This is a genomic window from Cellulosimicrobium sp. KWT-B (assembly GCF_002127155.1).
In the GTDB taxonomy this organism is placed as follows: Bacteria; Actinomycetota; Actinomycetes; order Actinomycetales; family Cellulomonadaceae; genus Cellulosimicrobium; species Cellulosimicrobium funkei.
This window is the reverse complement of record NZ_NEDO01000001.1, coordinates 90319-108984: the sequence shown is the minus strand read 5'-3', so window position 1 is coordinate 108984 and position 18666 is coordinate 90319. Positions and strand designations below refer to the sequence as shown.

12 protein-coding genes and 1 pseudogene are annotated in these 18666 nt (G+C 77.4%); 9 read left to right on the top strand and 4 right to left on the bottom strand.

The features are described 5' to 3' along the window. The first annotated feature begins 54 nt into the window (after positions 1-54). Together B9L22_RS00475 and B9L22_RS00470 are read left to right on the top strand one after the other, a co-directional pair. Positions 55-3522, top strand: coding sequence for a PD-(D/E)XK nuclease family protein (locus B9L22_RS00475; protein ID WP_369824776.1), 3468 nt, complete (start codon positions 55-57; stop codon positions 3520-3522). Continuing rightward, complete coding sequence (locus tag B9L22_RS00470) at positions 3519-7112, top strand: ATP-dependent DNA helicase (protein ID WP_086148869.1); 3594 nt, start codon at positions 3519-3521, stop codon at positions 7110-7112. The genes B9L22_RS00475 and B9L22_RS00470 overlap by 4 nt, the downstream gene beginning before the upstream one ends. Positions 7113-7124: 12 nt before the next feature. Here the strand turns inward: B9L22_RS00470 and B9L22_RS00465 are convergent, their stop codons facing one another. Next, positions 7125-8045 carry a phosphotransferase gene (locus B9L22_RS00465; protein WP_085388334.1) on the bottom strand — a complete coding sequence of 307 codons (921 nt, stop codon included), beginning with the start codon at positions 8043-8045 and terminating at the stop codon, positions 7125-7127. 121 nt (positions 8046-8166) lie between these two features. Between B9L22_RS00465 and nudC the strand changes: the two genes are divergently transcribed. After that, positions 8167-9282, top strand: coding sequence for an NAD(+) diphosphatase (gene nudC, locus B9L22_RS00460; protein ID WP_233139540.1), 1116 nt, complete (start codon positions 8167-8169; stop codon positions 9280-9282). 149 nt (positions 9283-9431) lie between these two features. Here nudC and B9L22_RS00455 read toward each other — a convergent pair whose 3' ends face one another. Beyond that, positions 9432-9698 (bottom strand): mycoredoxin, encoded by a 267-nt coding sequence (locus B9L22_RS00455; RefSeq protein WP_086148867.1) that lies wholly within the window; start codon positions 9696-9698, stop codon positions 9432-9434. Positions 9699-9824: 126 nt separating this feature from the next. On the opposite strand from B9L22_RS00455, the gene B9L22_RS00450 reads away from it, so the two are divergent. The 3 genes and pseudogenes from B9L22_RS00450 to B9L22_RS00445 all read left to right on the top strand — a co-directional run. Next, positions 9825-11879, top strand: coding sequence for an ATP-dependent helicase (locus B9L22_RS00450; RefSeq protein ID WP_086148866.1), 2055 nt, complete (start codon positions 9825-9827; stop codon positions 11877-11879). A 166-nt stretch (positions 11880-12045) separates the two neighbouring features. Then, the gene (locus B9L22_RS19875; RefSeq protein ID WP_157464294.1) at positions 12046-12201 is read left to right on the top strand and encodes a hypothetical protein; all 156 of its coding nucleotides are present in this window, start codon (positions 12046-12048) and stop codon (positions 12199-12201) included. 250 nt (positions 12202-12451) lie between these two features. Beyond that, a pseudogene (locus B9L22_RS00445) lies at positions 12452-12739 on the top strand (WhiB family transcriptional regulator); the annotation flags it as partial. Between the two features lie 45 nt (positions 12740-12784). On the opposite strand, the gene B9L22_RS00440 reads toward B9L22_RS00445, so the two are convergent. Next, positions 12785-13885, bottom strand: coding sequence for a ThiF family adenylyltransferase (locus B9L22_RS00440; RefSeq protein ID WP_086148865.1), 1101 nt, complete (start codon positions 13883-13885; stop codon positions 12785-12787). Positions 13886-14120: 235 nt separating this feature from the next. Here B9L22_RS00440 and B9L22_RS00435 point away from each other — a divergent pair, with 235 nt between their 5' ends. Next, positions 14121-14699 (top strand): YgjP-like metallopeptidase domain-containing protein, encoded by a 579-nt coding sequence (locus B9L22_RS00435; RefSeq protein ID WP_233139538.1) that lies wholly within the window; start codon positions 14121-14123, stop codon positions 14697-14699. A gap of 13 nt (positions 14700-14712) precedes the next feature. Here B9L22_RS00435 and B9L22_RS00430 read toward each other — a convergent pair whose 3' ends face one another. Then, positions 14713-16305, bottom strand: a complete 1593-nt coding sequence (locus B9L22_RS00430) for a zinc-dependent metalloprotease (protein ID WP_086148864.1) — start codon at positions 16303-16305, stop codon at positions 14713-14715. A gap of 165 nt (positions 16306-16470) precedes the next feature. Between B9L22_RS00430 and B9L22_RS00425 the strand changes: the two genes are divergently transcribed. Both B9L22_RS00425 and B9L22_RS00420 read left to right on the top strand, forming a co-directional pair. Then, positions 16471-17487, top strand: a complete 1017-nt coding sequence (locus B9L22_RS00425; RefSeq protein ID WP_086149580.1) for an NAD-dependent epimerase/dehydratase family protein — start codon at positions 16471-16473, stop codon at positions 17485-17487. A 68-nt stretch (positions 17488-17555) separates the two neighbouring features. Then, complete coding sequence (locus tag B9L22_RS00420; protein WP_086148863.1) at positions 17556-18665, top strand: PDZ domain-containing protein; 1110 nt, start codon at positions 17556-17558, stop codon at positions 18663-18665. Position 18666 lies beyond the last annotated feature (1 nt).

The following is an 18666-nucleotide window of genomic DNA, read 5'->3' as shown; positions in this document are numbered from 1 at the left end:
CCCACGGCGCGCGCCCGCGCGGCGGTGTGGGTGGCGCGTGATGGGATCGGGTCCGTGCCCCGGACGACGACCGCCCCCCGCCTCGTCGCGCGGCCTCGCGAGCTCGAGGCCGACGCGGTGCTCGACGACTCCCAGCGCGCGGCGCTCGCCGCCGCGGCCGGTCCCGGGGCCACCCTCGTCGTGGGCGCGCCGGGCACGGGCAAGACCCTCGTCGCGCAGGAGGTCGTGCTCGCGGCCCTGCGCGACGGCGCCGCGCCCGAGCGCGTGCTCCTCCTCGCCGCGTCGCGCCGCGCCGCCGCCGCGCTCCGTGACCGCCTGTCGGCCCGCGCGCGCCGCACGGTCGGCGCGCCCCTCGTGCGCACCGCCGCGTCCGCGGCCTTCGCCGTCCTGCGCGAGCGCGCGGCCGCGCTGGGCGAGCCCGTCCCCACGCTGATCTCCGGCCCGGAGCAGGACCTCGTGCTCGCCGAGCTCCTGGAGGGCCATCTCGACGGCGGCCTCGCGCACCTCGGCACCCCGCTCGCGCTGCCCGCGGGCCTGCCCGAGGAGGCGCTCGGCCTCCGGGGGCTGCGCCAGGAGCTCCGCGACCTCCTCATGCGCGCGGCGGAGCGCGGCCTGACCCCGGCCGACCTCGCCGCCCTCGGCGAGCGCTACGACCGCCCGGAGTGGTCGCTCGGCGCGCAGCTCTTCGCGGAGTACCTCGACGTCACCGCCCTGCGCACGGGCACGCCCGACGCCGGGTCGCGGTTCGACCCGGCGATCGTCGTCGACGAGGCCGCGGAGGCCTTGCTCGCCTGGGACGACGAGGTGCCCGACGCCGCCCGGCCGCGCTGGGACCTCGTCGTCGTCGACGACTACCAGGAGGCGACGGTCGCGACCGCGCGCCTCCTGCACGTGCTGCACGACGACGGCGCGCGCCTCGTGCTGCTCGGCGACCCCGACGCGGCGGTGCAGACGTTCCGCGGCGCGAGTCCGGGGCTCGTGGGCCGGGCGTCCGCCCCGGCCCGGCGGGACGGCGCGCGCCGGGGCGAGCTGGGCGCGCGCGTCGCCGTGCTGGGCACCGCCTGGCGCCAGAGCGCGCCGCTGCGCGAGGTGACCCGCCGCGTGACCGCGCAGGTCGGCACCGTCGCCGGGGCGGTGCACCGTGGCGCCGCGCCGCGGGACGCCGACGGGCGTCCGGGCGAGGCGGCTGACCTCGGCCCCGGCGTCCCGCCCGTGCAGGTCGCGGTGCTCTCGGCCGTCGCGCAGGAGGCCGCGTTCGTCGCCCGGGAGCTGCGCGCGGAGCACCTGCTGCACGGCACCCCCTGGCACCGGATGGCCGTCGTCGCGCGCACAGGGACGCGGCTCGCGGCGCTGCGCCGCGAGCTCGTCGCCGCCTCCGTCCCCGTGACGCTGCTCGGCTCCGACGTCCCGCTGCGCGACGAGCCGGCGGTCGCGCCGCTCCTCGCGGCCGTGCGCGTGTGCGTCGCCGACGCGGAAGACCCCGAGGCACTCGACCCGTTCACCGCGGCGGCGCTGCTCACGTCGCCCGTGGGCGCGCTCGACGTCGTCGCGCTGCGCCGTCTGCGCCGCGCGCTGCGGGCCGAGGAGCTCGAGGGCGGGGGTGGGCGCTCGTCCGACGCGCTGCTCGTCGAGCTGCTCCTCGACCCGGCGCGCGCCGCGACGCTCCCGCCCACGGTGCGCCGCGGACCGGTCGCGGTCGCCCGGGCGCTCGCGGCGGGGCGGGCTGCGGCGGCCGAGCCCGGCGCGACGGCGCAGACGGTCCTGTGGGCGGTGTGGGCCGCGACCGGTCTCGCGGAGCGCTGGCGCTCGGCGGCGCTCGACGGCGGCCCCGCCGGGGCGCGCGCGGACCGTGACCTCGACGCGGTGCTCGCGCTGTTCCGCGCCGCGGAGACGTTCGTCGACCGCATGCCGGGCGCGCCCGCCGGGGCGTTCGTCGAGTACCTCGCCTCCCAGGACCTGCCCGCCGACTCGCTCGCGGCGAGCGCGAGCGGGGCCGACGCCGTCGCGGCGCTCACCCCGGCCGGTGCGGCCGGGCGCGAGTGGGACGTCGTCGTGGTGGCGGGCGTCCAGGACGGCGTGTGGCCCGACCTCCGGCTGCGCGACTCGCTGCTCGGCTCGCAGGCGCTCGTCGAGCTCCTCGCCGGCCGGGCGCAGGACGCGCACGGGGTCGGCTCGCAGGCGCGCGCCCAGGTGCTCGCCGATGAGCTGCGGGCCTTCGTGGTCGCGACGTCGCGTGCGACCCGTCGCCTCGTCGTGACGGCCGTGCAGGACGCCGAGGAGGCGCCGTCGGTGTTCTGCGACCTCGTCGTGCCGCCGTCGGCGCCCGAGGGCCCTGACGGTACGGACGGTCCCGACGGGCGGGGTGGTCCCCACGACGGCCCGGGCGCACCCGCGGCGGGTGCCGGCCCGGTACCCGCCGGTCCCGAGGCGAGTTCCGGTCCCGCACCGGTCGGACGCGCACCCGTCGGCCCGGGGTCCGCGGACGTCGGGGGCGGGCAGGTCGAGCCGGCCGAGCCCGCTGAGCGGCGGCACGTGCGCGTCGGGGCGCCTCTCGACCTGCGCGGGCTGGTCGCCGCGGCCCGCGGCGTCCTCGTCGAGGCCGCGGCGCGCGAGGCCGACGGAGCCGGAGCGTCCGGGCCGGACGAACGCGCCGTCGCGGCGGCGACCCTCCTGGCGGACCTCGGTGCGCTCGGCGTCGCGGAGGCCCGCCCGGAGACGTGGTACGGCGTGGCGGGCGTGTCGAGCACGGCGCCGCTGCGCGGTGCGGAGGAGACCGTCACGGTGTCGCCCTCGAAGGTCGAGACGGTCTCGACGTGCCCGCTGCGGTGGTCGCTCGAGGCGGCCGGCGGGACGGCGCCCGACGCGACGCACCAGAGCCTCGGCACGCTCGTCCACTCGATCGCCGAGACCCACCCCTCCGGGTCGCTCGCCGAGCTGCGCGCGGAGCTCGACCGCCGGTGGGCGGAGCTCGCGCTGCCCGACGGCTGGCCCGCGCGCCAGCTCCGGCGCCGGGCCGAGCGCATGGTCGAGAAGCTCGCGGCCTACGTCGCGCAGGCGGGCGAGCCGCTCCTCGTCGAGCCGTCGTTCGACGTCACCGTCGGCCGCGCCCGGTTGCGCGGCACGATCGACCGGGTCGAGGCGGCGGGGGAGGGCAAGGTCCGCGTCGTCGACCTCAAGACCGGTCGGCGCACCGCCACGAAGGCGGAGGGCGCGGAGCACCCCCAGCTCGGTGCCTACCAGCTCGCGGTCGAGGCGGGCGCGCTGGACGTGCCGGAGGGCACGCGCAGCGCGGGCGCGCAGCTCGTCTACGTCGGGAGCACCCACGTGGGCCCGGCCGTCGTGGCCCAGCCCGCGCTGGAGCCGGAGCCCGACGGGTCGAGCTGGGCGCGCGACCTCGTGGAGGAGGCCGCCGGCACCATGTCGGCGGCGACGTTCACCGCACGCCAGAACGGGCTGTGCGAGATGTGCCCCGTGCGCCGGGCGTGCCCGGTGCAGCCCGAGGGCAGGAGAGTCGTGGCGTGAGCAGCGAGCTGTTCGAGCTCCCGGAGGCGGGCGCGAGCGGGCCGACGGTGCGCCTGGTCGCGGCCGACGGCCTCCCGGTCGAGAGCGCCGACGCCCCGGGCGACGGGCACCGGGCGGCGGAGCCGCCGAAGCCGACGCTCTCCGCGACGCGGATCGCCGACCTCCTCGGACGTCCTCGCCCGACCCCGGAGCAGGTCGAGGTGATCGAGGCGCCGCTCGAGCCGACGCTCGTCGTCGCCGGGGCCGGCTCGGGCAAGACGGAGACGATGGCGGCCCGCGTCGTCTGGCTCATCGCGAACGAGCTCGTCCCGCCGGACGCGGTGCTGGGCCTCACGTTCACGCGCAAGGCGGCGGGCGAGCTCGCGGAGCGCGTCCAGGTGCGGCTCGCCCAGCTCGCGCGCGCCCGGGGCGGGGCGGCGTCGGCGCTCTCGCTGCTCGACCGGCCGACCGTCGCGACGTACAACGCGTACGCCGCGTCGCTCGTCGGCGACCACGGGCTGCGCGTCGGCGTCGAGCCGGGGGCCCGCCTGCTCGGCGAGGCGCAGCAGTGGCAGCTCGCGTCCGAGGTCGTGGAGTCCTGGGACGACGACCTGGGCACCGACCGCGCGCTGAGCACGGTCGTCGCGGCGGTGCTCGGCCTCTCCGGCGCGCTCGGCGAGCACCTCCTCGACCCCGCCGAGGCGCGGGACCGCCTGGCCGAGATCGTCGAGCAGCTCGACGCGCTCCCGCTCGGGCCGCGGCAGAAGGCCCGGACCAAGGAGGTCGAGAAGCTCGTCGGCGACGTCGCGGAACGGGTCCGGCTGCTCGACGTCGTCGCGGAGTACCGCCGCCGCAAGCGCGCGACCGACTCCCTCGACTTCGGCGACCAGGTCGCGCTCGCGGCGCGGCTCGCGCGCGAGGTGCCCGTGGTAGGGGAGACCGAGCGCGCCCGCTTCCGCGTCGTCCTCCTGGACGAGTACCAGGACACGTCGCACGCGCAGGTCGAGCTCCTGGCGGGGCTGTTCGGCGGCGGGCACCCCGTGACGGCCGTGGGCGACCCGCACCAGTCGATCTACGGGTGGCGCGGTGCGAGCGCGGGCGGCCTCGCGCGGTTCCCCGACCGCTTCCCGCGCGCGGGCGGCGACCGCTCGGCCGTGCGCTTCCTCTCGACGTCGTGGCGCAACGACGCCGCCGTCCTCGCGGCGGCGAACGTCACGGCCGGTCCGCTGCGCGGTGCCGTCGCCGGCGGCCGGGGCGACCGGGTCGAGGTGCCGCCGCTCGCGCTGCGCCCCGGCGCGGGTCCGGGCGCGGTGGCCGCGCACGTGGCGGCGACCGCCGAGGAGGAGGCCGCGGCCGTGGCCGAGCGCGTCGCCGCGCGCTGGCGCCCGGCGAGCGCGCCCGGGGGGCGCGTCACCGCGGCCGTGCTGTGCCGCAAGCGCAGCCAGTTCGCGGCGGTCGAGGTCGCGCTGCGACGGCGCGGGCTGCCCGTGGAGGTCGTGGGCCTCGGCGGGCTGCTCACGACGCCCGAGGTCGTCGACGTCGTCGCGCTGCTCGAAGCCGTGCACGACCCCTCGCGCGGGGACGCGCTCGTGCGTCTCCTCACCGGGCCCCGGCTCAACCTCGGCGCCGCCGACCTGCACGCGCTCGGGAGCCGCGCGGCGGACCTCGCGCGGCTCGAGGGCGCGCTCGGCTCGCGCCGTCGTGCGCCCGCCGCGGAGGACGCCGAGTCGGGGCTCGTGGTCGTCGAGGGCGACGTGGCCGACCACCGCTCGATCGTCGACGCGCTCGACGACCTCCCGGAGCCGGGCGAGCCCGCGGCGGACGGCCGCACGCTCTCCGCGGAGGGCCACGCGCGGCTCTCCGCGCTCTCGCGGACCCTGCGCGCGCTGCGCGGTCTGACCTACCTGTCGCTCCCGGAGCTCGTCGTCGAGGCGGAGCGCGCCCTGGGCCTCGACGTCGAGGCCGTGACGAACGAGGCGCTGCTGGCGTCGCGGCGGCTCGTCGACCCGGAGGCGGTGAGCGACCGGGCCCGCGAGCACCTCGACGCGTTCCGCGACGTCGCCGCGACGTTCACGCAGACGGCGGACGTCGTGACGCTCGGGGCGTTCCTCGCCTGGCTCGGGGTCGCCTCGACCCGGGAGAACGGGCTCGACCTGCCCGTGCGCGAGCCCGACCCGGACGCCGTGCAGGTCATCACCGCGCACGCCGCGAAGGGTCTCGAGTGGGACGTCGTCGTCGTGCCCGGGCTCGTGGACGGCGTGTTCCCGACCACTGCGCAGTCGTCGTCGGGGGTGCGGGCCGACAGCGGCTGGCTCACCGACGTGAGCCAGCTCCCGTACCCGTTGCGCGGCGACGCCGCTGACCTGCCGGAGTTCCGCTTCGACCTCGCGGCCGACACGAAGGAGCTCGTGGCGCGGCGCGACGAGTTCCGCGCGGCGAGCGGGGAGCACCAGCTCGCCGAGGAGCGGCGGCTCGCCTACGTGGCCTTCACGCGGGCGCGGCGCGAGCTGTACCTCACGGCGTCCTGGTGGCAGTCGGGCTCTCGGCCGCGCGCGCTGTCGCCGTTCCTCGTCGAGCTCGTCGAGGCGGGGGTCGTGACGGCCGACGGGTGGTCGGCACCTCCCGGCCCCGACGACTCCAACCCGCTCGAGGACGTCGAGGTGACCGGGACGTGGCCCGTGCCCGACGACGCTCCCGGCGGGTCGGCGCGGTCCGTCCTGCGGGACACCGCGGCGGCCGTCGAGCGCGCGGCGGCCGAGCGTGCGGCGGCCGAGCGTGCGGCAGCCGAGCGTGCGGCAAGACGTGGCGCGGCGGACCGTGCCGCGCCCGCCGGGGCGGTCGACGCCGTGCCCGGGCGGGGGAGCTCGGACGACACGGGCGGCCCCGCCGGGCTCACGGCGCCCTCGGGAGTCCTCGTCGACGCCGAGGGCCGCGACCTCGTCGCGCTCGCGCGCGTCCTGCTCGCGGAGCGCGCCGAGCGCTCGGGCCGGGAGGTCGAGCTGCCGGCGCACGTCTCGGCGTCGAGCCTCGTGCGGCTCGCGGCGGACCGCGACGAGTACGCGCTCCACCTGCGCCGCCCGGTCCCGGTCGAGCCCACTGTCCACGCGCGCCGGGGCACCCGGTTCCACCTGTGGGCCGAGCGCTACTTCACGACGTCGTCCCTGCTCGACGTCGAGGACCTCCCCGGGGCGGACGACGACGACCTCGACCCCGACGCCGACCTCGAGACGCTCCAGCGGACGTTCCTGTCCTCGGAGTGGGCCACGCGCACACCGGTCGCGGTCGAGGTCGACGTCGAGACGCCCGTCGGGGCGACGGTCCTGCGGTCGCGCATCGACGCGGTGTTCCCCGAGCTCCCCGAGCACGCGGGCGGGGCGCGCGACGCCGTCGTGGTCGTCGACTGGAAGACGGGGCGTGCGCCGTCCGACCCGGAGGCGCGCAGCGTGCGCGAGGTGCAGCTCGCGGTCTACCGGCTCGCGTGGTCGCGCTGGACGGGGGTGCCGCTGGAGAAGGTGAACGCCGCGTTCTACTACGTCGCGTCCGACGAGACCGTGCGTCCGCGCCGCCTGCTCGGCGAGGCCGAGATCGAGGCGCTGCTGGTCGCCGACTGAGCCGGCGACGCCTCAGTCGTCGGCGTCCTGCGTCGCCTCGTCGAGGTCGGCCAGCATGTCGAGGGCGTCGGCGACCACGTCGTCGAGCCCGTTGCGCACGCCGTGCAGGAGCCAGCGCGCGAGCGCGAGCTCGCCGACGAGGAGCGCGCGGTCCAGCAGGTGCTTGTCGGTGAGCTCGGTGCGGCGCAGCTGGTACGCCTCCATGATCGAGTCGACCGCCTCGGGCGGTGCCGAGACGAGCAGCCACGCGAGGTCGTCCGCTGGGTCCGCGACGCGCGCGCTCGCCCAGTCCGTCACGGCGACGACGCGTCCGCGGGCGACGAGCACCTGCTCCGGTCCCAGGTCGCCGTGCACGACGACCGGCTGGAACCGCCACAGCGAGACGTCCTCGAGCGCGGTCTCCCAGCGGCGCAGGAGCGTCGGCGGCACCTTGCCCGTGGCCGCGGCCTCGTCGAGCTCCGCCATGCGGCGCGCGCGGTACTCCTCGACCTCGTAGCCCGGCAGGCCGGCGTCGTCGACGATCGTGCGCGGCAGCTCGTGGACGGACGCGAGCACGCGGCCCAGGTCGGCCGCGAGGCCCGGTCCGGGCCGCAGGCTGTCGACGTCGAGCGGCTCGCCCTCGAGCGCCGGGTGCACGACGGCCCGCCCGCCCTCGGGCAGGAGCGCGGTGCCGCTGACGCGCGGCACGGCGAACGACAGCACCCCCGACTCGGCGTAGTGCTGCAACGAGCCCAGCAGCTCCGCCTCGGCCTCGAGCGCGGCGCCGGCCTGGAGGCTGCGGGGTGCGCGCACGGTCCAGCGGGCGCCGTCGGCGTCGGTGACGACGGCGGTGTCGTAGTCGCCCGGGTCCTCGACGGGCCGCGCGCTGCGGGCGTCCAGGCCGGGCACCGCGGCGGTCGCGAGCGCGGCGAGGGTCAACGGAGAGCGAGGCACGCGACCACGGTAGTCGGTCCCCGCACGCGCCCGGTCGACCCACGCCGTCCGACGCCGCACCCCGCGCGACGGCGCCATGCGCAGGCGGGTGGCACGCTCGGGCGTGGCCTACGGTCGGGGGGTGAGCACCCCTGCCGCCCGGCCGTCGTCGGGCACGAGCGACCCCGCCGCGGCCCCGGACCGACCCACGACCGCGCCGCCCGGCACCCGGACCGGCACGACCCCCGGGCCGGGCGCCCTGCCGCGCACCCCGCTGGACCACCTCCCGCTGCCGCTCGACGGCGCGTTCGTCGACCGCGCGGAGCACCGCCGCGCGGAGCCGGACCTCGTGCGCACGCTGCGGTCGCAGCCGACGACGCGCGTCCTGCTGGTCCACCGCGGCCGGCTCGCGCTGGGGGGCCCGGGCGCGGCGGACGGCGTCGCCCTCCTGGACCCGGCCGAGCTGCGCGACGTCGACCCGGCGACCGACGACGACCAGGGCCGCTGGCTCTTCCTCGGCGAGGGCGACGGCACGGCGTACCTCGCGCTCGTCCTGCCCGACGACGCCGACGCCGAGGAGGTCGACATCGAGGGCGTGGACGCCTCCGAACCGTTCGCCGTGCTCGCGCGCGAGCGGACGTGGTCGGGGCTGCGGGACCTCGTCGGCGAGGTCGGGGCGCCCGTCGCGGGGCTCGCGACGGAGGCCGTCGCGCTCGCGGCGTGGCACGCGAACCACCCGCGGTGCCCGCGCTGCGGCGGTCGGACGACCGTCGAGAAGGGCGGCTGGACGCGCCGCTGCGTGGCCCAGGGCCTCGAGCTGTACCCGCGCACGGACCCGGCGGTCATCATGACGGTCGTGCACGGCGAGGGGGCCGACGAGCGCCTGCTGCTGGGGCACGCGGCGCACTGGCCGGAGCGGCGGTTCTCGACCCTCGCGGGCTACGTCGAGCCCGGGGAGTCGCTCGAGAACGCGGTGCGGCGGGAGGTCGCGGAGGAGGCGGGCGTCGTCGTCGGCGACGTGGCCTACCGAGGGAGCCAGCCGTGGCCGTTCCCCGCCTCGCTCATGCTCGGGTTCTCGGCGCGCGCGCTGACGACCGAGCTGCACGTGGACGGCGTCGAGCTCACCGACGCGCGCTGGTTCACGCGGGCCGAGCTCGCCGACGCCGTCCGGTCGGGCGAGGTGCTGCTGCCGGGCCGGTCGTCGATCGCGCGGGCGCTCGTCGAGGACTGGTTCGGCGCGCGCCTCGCCGACGACTGAGGGTGGCCCAGGGCGGCCCAGGGCGGCCCAGGGCGGCCCAGAGCGGCGGGCGGCGAGGGGCGGCGCGGCGCACCGCCGTCGGGCCGCCGTGCTCGGGGACGCGGGAGGGCCCGGTCCGGACGTCCGGACCGGGCCCTCCCGCGACCGCGTCAGGCGGCGAGGCGCTTCTTGACCTCCGCGAGGGACGGGTTCGTCGCGGCGGAGCCGTCCGGGAAGACGACGGTCGGCACGGTGCGGTTGCCGCCGTTGACGGACTCCACGAACTCGGCGGTGCCGGGCGTCTCCTCGATGTTGACCTCGGTGTAGCCGATGCCCTCGGAGTCGAGCTGCGTCTTGAGGCGGCGGCAGTACCCGCACCAGGTCGTCGAGTACATGACGATCGAGCCGGCGTCGGGAAGGGTCGGGGCGGTGCTCATCGAGGGCTCTCCTGCTGCGGTTCCGGGCGGCGCGTGCCGCGGGCGGTCGGGTCGTGACGGTAACACCGGGGGAGCGCGGGCTGTTCCCCGCCCGCGTGTCACCGGGGGCTGCGAGAATCGCGGGTGATGTCCACGCCACCGGTCTCACGCCCGCTCGCCCACCGCTCCGCCGACGAGATCCTCGACGCGCTCGACCCCGACCAGCGCGACGTCGCGGTCGCGCTGCGCGGGCCCGTGTGCGTGCTCGCCGGCGCGGGGACGGGCAAGACGCGCGCGATCACGCACCGCATCGCGTACGGGGTCCGCACGGGCGTGTACGTGCCGACGAGCGTGCTCGCCGTGACGTTCACGGCGCGCGCGGCGGGCGAGATGCGCACGCGGCTGCGCGAGCTCGGCGCGACGGGCGTCCAGGCGCGCACGTTCCACGCGGCCGCGCTGCGCCAGCTCGGCTACTTCTGGCCCAAGGTCGTCGGCGGGGCGCCGCCGCGCATCCTCGAGCACAAGGCGCCCGTCGTCGCGGAGGCGGCGCGGCGGCTCGGCGTCGGGGTGGACCGCGTCGCGGTGCGGGACCTGTCGTCCGAGATCGAGTGGGCCAAGGTCTCGCTCGTCACCGCCGACGACTACGTGCGGGCGTGCGAGGCGATCGACCGCGAGCCCCCGGCCGGCTACGACCACCAGACCGTCGCGCGCCTCCTCACGGCCTACGAGGACGTGAAGACCGAGCGGTCGGTCATCGACTTCGAGGACGTGCTCCTCATGCTCGGCGACATGCTCGCGACGCAGGGCACGGTGGCCGACGAGGTGCGGCGCCAGTACCGCCACTTCGTCGTCGACGAGTACCAGGACGTCTCGCCCCTGCAGCAGTTCGTGCTCGACCAGTGGCTCGGGGGGCGCGACGAGCTGTGCGTCGTCGGCGACCCGTCGCAGACGATCTACTCGTTCACCGGCGCGACCCCGCACCACCTCCTCACGTTCTCGCGCACGCACCCCAAGGCCCAGGTGATCCGCCTGGTGCGCGACTACCGCTCGACGCCGCAGGTGGTGAACCTCGCGAACCAGCTCCTCGCGCGCGCGGGCCGCGCGGGCGGCGCCCACCAGGCGCTCGAGCTCGTCGCCCAGCGGCCGGCCGGGCCGCCCGTCGCCTTCACCGCGTACGACGACGACGAGGCCGAGGCGAGCGGGATCGCGCAGCGGATCGGGCGGCTCCTCGCCGCGGGCACGCGCGCGAGCGAGATCGCGGTGCTCTACCGGACCAACGCGCAGTCCGAGGCCTTCGAGTCGGCGCTCGCCGACGCGGGCATCGGCTACCTCGTGCGGGGCGGGGAGCGCTTCTTCCAGCGCAAGGAGGTGCGCGACGCGATCGTCCTCCTGCGCGGCGCGGCGCGGTCCGCCGACCCGGACGTCCCCATGCCCGAGACGGTGCGCGACGTCCTGGCCGCCGCTGGCTGGGCCCCGGCGCCGCCGGCGGCTCGCGGCGCGGCGCGCGAGCGCTGGGAGTCCACGCAGGCGCTCGTCGCGCTCGCCGACGACGTCGCGGGGCTCGCCGCCGCGTCCGACGCCCCGGCCCCGACCGTCGCGGCCTTCGTCGCCGAGCTCGACGAGCGCGCCGCCGCGCAGCACGCCCCGACGGTCGAGGGCGTCACCCTGGCGTCGCTGCACGCGGCCAAGGGGCTCGAGTGGGACGCCGTCTTCCTCGCGGGGATGAGCGAGGGGCTCATGCCGATCTCCCTCGCCGAGACGGACGAGGCGGTCGCGGAGGAGCGCCGGCTGCTCTACGTCGGCATCACGAGGGCGCGCGAGCACCTCGAGCTCTCGTTCGCGCGCTCGCGCAACCCGGGCGGCCGGGCGACGCGCCGGCGCACGCGCTTCCTCGACGGGCTCTGGCCCGACGAGCCCGGCGCGCGCGGGACGCGGCGTGCTCGCGCCGGGCAGGCGAAGGTCCGGCTCACGGGGGAGTACGACCAGGCGCTGTTCGAGGAGCTGCGCGAGTGGCGTCGCCAGGTCGCGCAGGAGACGGACAAGCCGGCGTTCACCGTGCTCGTGGACTCGGCGCTCGCCGCCATCGCCGAGACGCGCCCCACGAGCCCGGCCGGGCTGGCGCGCATCAACGGTCTGGGGCCCGCGAAGATCGAGCGGTACGGGGCCACGATCCTCGAGATCGTGCGCCGCGCGGAGGGCTGACGAGGCGCTCTGCGCGGCCGTCGACGAGGGCCGGGTGAACTCGTCGAAGAAATTCCCGTAAATAAGTTGTGCCTCCTGTGAAGGGCGGCATATGGTCGACGAGTCCTGTTGGGAAGGGGCGCGCCGAGAGGCGGGCGCCTGATGGAGAGAGGGGGTGGGAGAGCTGATGAACAACCAGATCGCCATGGCGAACCTGCTGGATCACGCGTCCGTGTACACGGGCACGCCAGGAGAGCTCCGTCCGCGTGCCATCGCGCACCGCGGCGGCACCTTCATCGCCCGCCCCGCTCCCGACTCCGCCCCCAGGACGAACCCGGTCTGACCGACCGGACCCTTCCAGGCCGCGGAGTCCCTCTAGGACCCGCGGCCTTCGTGTTCTCCGAGCACGTCTGCCGATGAGGATCACCGGCACCACCCGTCTCCACGAGACGGGGCCGCTGTCCTCAGGGTCCTGTGACGACGACGTTCACACCCACGACAGGACATCACTGGAGGACATCGTGCGGCTCACCGCGCTGCTCGACAACATCACCGCTCAGGGGGGATCCGGCCCCTGGGTCCCCCACCAACCGCTGGCCACGCCGCTCGGCGAGAACGACTCCGCGGAGTTCGACCGCCTCCTCGCGGGCCTGCTGCCCTGCCGCACCAACGACCCGGAGCTCTGGTTCGCCGAGCGCACCGCCGAGGTCGAGGAGGCCAAGGCCCTGTGCCGCACCTGCCCGCTCGTCGAGGGCTGCCTCGCCGGTGCGGTCGAGCGCCGCGAGCCCTGGGGCGTCTGGGGCGGCGAGGTCTTCGTGGACGGCGTCGTGGTCGCGCGCAAGCGCGGCCGCGGCCGTCCGAGCAAGGCCGAGGTGCTCGCCCGCGAGGCCGAGCGCCAGGCCCACGAGGCCGCCCGGACCGAGGCGTCAGTCGGCGCCTCGACGGCGGCCTGACATGGGCAGCGGCGCCCCGTCCGGGGGCGTGCGCGCCAGCTCGCCGCACCCGCAGCGCGGGTGGCGGCTCGACCCGCGCAGCCGCGGCACGGCATCGGGAGCAGGAATCTCGATGCCGGCCGTGGCTGCGCGGGGCACCAGCCCGTCCAGGGCTGCCAGGACCTGACCGAGCGCGACGGCCGCCGCCGACGCCGCGAGGAGCGTCTCCTCGCCCCGGTGCACCGACGCCTCGCGCAGCTGTCGCGCGACCTGCGGCCAGCAGGGGTCCACGTCCGCGCGGTGAAGGTCCGCGCACGTCAGGCACGGGTCGAGCCCCGGCCGGACGAACGGCCCGACCACGACGTCGGCCTCGCGCACCACGACCGACAGGTGCGCGACCCCTGCACCCACCAACCTCCGGACCCGGACCGGGTCCGCAGCTCCGTGCCCGACCACGACGACGACGTCGGGCGCGGGTGCCCGCGCCTCCTCCGGCGTGACCGGGGTCGAGGCCGTCACGACGCCCGGGGCGACCTCCTCGACGATCCGCCGCACCGCGCCCTCGCGCGGCGACCCGACGTCCCGCAGCCGATACGCCCCACCTCCGACGTCCGTCGCGAGCACCGTGCCCGGGTCGTCGAGCACGAGCACGCCCACCCCCGCGGTCGCGAGGTGGACGGCGAGCGCGGCACCCACCCGGCCGAGCCCGACGACCCCGACCGTCGCCCGGGCGCGCGCCGCGAGGACGCGGTGCCCCGCGCCGTCGGGCAGCAGGGCCGACAGCACCGCGAGGTCCGCCGCGCCGTGCCCCGGGGCGGGCGACGCCGGCCGGCGCCGACGCGCCGCCACGAGGAGGTGCGCCTCGTCGAGCAGGCGGACGAGCGCGGCGCGGCGCGTGCGCTGCGCCGGGGAGCCCGGGACGTCGGGTGCGTCGCCGCGCCGCGCGGGCCCGGCGAGCGCGCGCAGCCAGCGCTCCTCGTCGGCGTCGAGCCCGGTGAGCCGCACCGACCACCGGGGGTCGGAGCCGACCTGCACCTCGCCCGGGCCGCGCCGCAGGAGCGGCGCCTCCGGTCGCAGCACGCGTCGTCGCTGCACGGCTCCTCCGTCCGTCGTCGTCCGGGCGCCCGACCGGACGCCCGCCGTCAGCCTGGCACGGCCCCGAGGCGCGCCGACGGTTGTCCACAGGCTCCTCGCGATGGACCCGCGGGGAGGATTTCTTTGCCGTCGCCACAGGTCTCCACGTCGTCCGCTCGACCGAACGTCGCGGGAGAGCGCGCCACTCCGGGCGTGCCCCTGCCATTTCGTGGCGAGAACCACTACGGTCTGAGGCGTGGTCCGGGAGACGATCGTGGAGGTTCGGCGCAGCCGCCGACGCAAGAGCACGGTGAGCGCCTACCGCGACGGCGAGCGCACGATCGTCGCGATCCCGGCGCGGTTCACGCGCGCGCAGGAGCGCGAGTGGGTCCAGCGCATGCTCGACCGCCTCGCCGACTCCGAGCGTCGGCGGCGGCCGTCGGACGCCGAGCTGGCGCGCCGCGCCGTCGAGCTGTCCGACAAGTACCTGGACGGCCGTGCCCGCCCCACGAGCGTGCGGTGGGCGGGGAACCAGGACCGCCGCTGGGGCTCGTGCACGCTCATCGACGGCACGATCCGCATCTCGACGCGCGTCCGGGGGATGCCGTCCTGGGTGCTCGACTACGTGCTCCTGCACGAGCTCGCGCACCTGCTCCACGCCGGCCACGGCCCGGGGTTCTGGAAGCTCCTCGAGGCCTACCCGCGTACCGAGCGGGCACGAGGATTCCTGGAGGGCGTGTCGTTCTCGCGCGACGCGGACGTCGAGCCGGACGACGTCGAGGCGGGGGACGGCGCCGCGGGAACCGCGGCACCGCCCGCGGGCGCCGAGGACTGACGTCCCGGTCAGGTCAGCGCGGCGCTCCGCCCAGGCCGGTCGCGTCGCCCGTCCCGCCGTCGTCCGTCGGGTCGGCCGCGTCCGGGTCGTCCGCGGGCGCGCCGTCCGCCGGGGCGTCATCGTCCGAGCCGTCGGCCGTCGCCGGCCCCGACTCGGTGGTGGGTGAACCCTCCGCGGCGCGGAAGATCTCCTCGAGCGCGCGGTCGACGTCGGCCTCCTCCGCGCGGGTCGCGGCGCGACGGCCCTCGTAGCCGGACGGGTCGTCGAGGTCGGTCCCGTCGGGGAGCAGGTCGGGGTGGTCCCACACCGCGTCGCGCGCACCCGCGCCGGACTGTGCCGCGATGAGCGCCCACAGGGCGGCCGCGTCGCGCGAGCGCCGCGGGCGCAGCTCGAGGCCGACGAGCGTCGCGAACGTGTGCTCCGCGGGCCCGCCCGCCGCCCGACGACGGCGCAGCATCTCCCGCAGCGGGACGGCGTGGGGCAGGTGGGGGAGCGCGGCGACGGCGGTCACCTCGTCCACCCAGCCCTCGACGAGCGCGAGCGTCGTCTCGAGGCGCAGCAGGGTCGCCTGCTGCTCGGGCGTGTTCTGCAGGCCGAAGACGCCGCCCGACAGCGCGCGCTGGAGCGCGTCGGTGTCCGCGAGGTCGACGTCGGCGAGCTGCGACTCGAGCGCCGAGAGGTCGATGGTGATGCCGCGCGCGTAGGCGTCGACGAGCCCGCGCAGGTGCCCGCGCAGCCACGACACGTGCGTGAACAGGCGCGCGTGGGCGGCCTCGCGCAGGGCGAGGAAGAGGCGGACCTCCTCGGCGGGGGCGTCGAGGCCCTCGGCGAACGCCGCGACGTTCGTCGGCAGGAGGACCGTCGCGGGGCGGTCGAGCAGCGGCAGCCCGACGTCGGTCGCGCCGAAGACCTCGCGCGAGAGCGTCCCGGCGGCCTGGCCCACCTGCATGCCGAACACCGCGGAGCCGAGGCGCCGCATGAGCGCGGCCGGGTCGCCCGCGGGCAGCCCGAGCGCACCGGCCGGCAGACCGGGCAGCGTGAACCCGACGCCCGGCAGGGCGGAGGTGTCGTCCCCCATGCCCTCGGGCAGCTGGTCGCGCAGGACCGTGGCGAGCGCGTCCGCGACGGACGCGGCGACCGGGGCGACGAGCTCGTTCCACGCGGGGAGCGTGTGCTCGACCCACTCGGACCGGCTCCACGCCTGGCTCTTCCCGCCCGACGGCGGCAGGTCGGTGACGGCGTCGAGCCAGAGCTCGGCGACGGACAGCGCCTCGGTGACCGCGCGCTGCTGCGCCGGCGAGATCGACGGGTCGCCCGCGGCGACGGCGACCTGGCGCGCGACGTCGTGCGAGACGTCGGTGTTGACCGGGCCGTCGCTCGGCGTCGAGAGCATGCGCTGCACCTGCGCGAGGACGTGCTGGAAGAGCTGCGGGTCGGCCGCGCCGCCCGCGGCGAGCGCCTGCGGGTCGAGCCCGCGGGCGCGCAGCTCGCGCAGCGCCTCGTCGGCGTCGGGCCCGAGCATCGAGCGGAGCAGCTCCTCGAACCGCGGGTCGAAGGGCGTGTCGTCGTCCGGTCCGGGCGTGCGGTCGGGGGGAAGGCTGCTCATGGCGACTCCTCACGGTAGCGTCGGTGATCACCGTAACCACGATCGAGCGCCGAGAACGGGGGCTGGGCCATGTCCGAGGGCCGGGTTCGCTCACGGCGCAGCGAGGCGCTCCCCGCGGCGGGCGAGCCTCCGGCCGGTCCGGGGGAGGACCCCACGGCGAGCGCGGTGACCACGCCCGCGGACGACGTCGCCGACCCCGACCCGGTGGTGGTCGTCGGCGTCGGGCAGGTCGCGGACGCGGTGCGCGCGGGCCTGGGCGCCGCGGAGGCGTCGCCCGTGGACGCGCTCGTCTGGCCCGCCGGGGCGCGCCGTCTCGTCGTGGTCGCGCCCGCGGGGGAGTTCGGGACGCCGCGCGCCCGGACGGACGCGGAGCAGCGCGCGCGCCTCGCGCTCCTGGGCCGGCGTGCGGGGGAGGCGGCGGTCGCGGCGGGGATCGAGCACGTCGTCGCCGTGTCGTCGGCCGCGGTGCACGGCGCGTCGCCCGAGCGGGGGGTGATCGACGACGACGACCCCGTGGCCGCCGACGACGGGCCCGGCTTCGCGGGCGACCTCGTCGCGTTCGAGGACGCGCTGCGCGACGCGCTCGACGGGGTGCCGCTCGCGCTCGTGCGACCGGCGGTCGTCGTCGGGCCGGGCGTGGACACCGTGCTCACGCGGCACTTCGAGGCGCCGCGCCTGCTCACGGTGCGCGGCGGCGGCCGCACGTGGCAGCTCGTGCACGTCGACGACGTGGTGGGCGCGGTGCGTGTCGCGCTGGACCAGGGTCTCGTCGGCGGTCTGACGGCCGGGCCGGTGCGCGACGGCGAGCCCGACGCGCTCGACTCGGAGACGGTGGCCGCCGCGGCCGGGATGCGCACGGTGCAGCTCCCGCCCGCGACGGCGTTCGGCGCCGCCGAGCGGCTGCACCGGGTCGGCGCGCTCCCGTCTCCCGCGAACGACCTCGCGTTCGTCGTGCACCCGTGGTCGGTCTCGGCGCGGCGCCTGCACGACGCCGGGTGGCGCCCGGAGTGGTCGGGCGCCGCGGCGCTCGAGGTGCTCCTGGCCGAGGTGCGCGGCCGCACGGGCGTCGGGGGCCGTCGGTTCGGGGGCCGGGACGCCGCGGCGCTCGGCGCGGCCGGGGCGGCCGTCGCGGTCCTGGGCACGGCCGCCGTCTGGCGGCAGGCCCGCTCGCGCCGCCCGTAGGGGCGGCTCCCGGGCGGCGTCCACGCCGTCGGCAGGGAGATCCCAGCAACCTCGGGGATGATGTCCCGGTGAGCGACGCCCCCTCCTTCGACGCCCTCCTCACCGAGGACGAGCACGACCCGCCGCCCGTGACCCGGCGGTCGCTGACGTTCGGCATCTCCCTGCTCGCGACGACGCTGCTCGTCGCGGGCCTCGCGATCCTGCCCGCGCCGTACGCGGTGCGGTCGCCGGGCCCGACGGAGGACACGCTCGGCCAGCAGGACGGCACTCCCCTCATCTCGATCACGGGCGCCGAGACGTACGACTCGACGGGCGAGCTGCTCCTGACGACCGTGTCCGTCGCCGGCGGCCCGGGCTACCCGGTGAACCTCGGCCAGGTGGTGCAGGGCTGGTTCGACCGCTCGCGCAGCGTGCGCCCGGTCGAGGAGGTCTTCCCGACGGGCCGCACCAAGGAGGAGACCGAGCACCAGGGCCAGGCCGAGATGATCAGCTCGCAGGAGAACGCGACGGTCGCCGCGCTCACCGAGCTGGGGTACGACGTGCCCGCGACGCTCACGGTCGAGGGCACGGTGCCGGACAGCGGGTCCGACGGCGTCGTCGAGCCGGGCGACGTCATCGTCGCGCTCGACGGTGCGCCCGTGCGGACGTACCAGGACCTCATCGACGGCCTGGCGGCGGTCGACCCGGGCGACGACGTGACGCTGCGCGTGCAGCGCGACGGCGCGGAGACGGACCTCACGGTCGCGACGACCGACGGCGGCGACACCGCGCTGCTCGGCGTGTTCATCGACCCCGCGTTCGACTTCCCGGTCGACGTCGAGATCCAGATCGAGGACATCGGCGGCCCGAGCGCGGGCACGATGTTCGCGCTCGGGATCGTCGACCAGCTCACGCCCGAGGACGAGGCGAACGGCGTCGTCATCGCAGGCACGGGCACCATGAGCGTCGAGGGCGACGTGGGGCCGATCGGCGGCATCCAGCAGAAGCTCTACGGCGCGCTGCGCGACGGCGCGACGTGGTTCCTCGCCCCGCAGGCCAACTGCCCCGAGGTCGGGGGGAACGTGCCGGACGGCCTGCACGTGGCGGCGGTCTCCACGCTCGCCGACGCGCGCGCGGCGATGGAGGCGATCGGCGCCGGCGAGGGCGACTCGCTGCCCACGTGCGAGGCGCGCGGCTGAC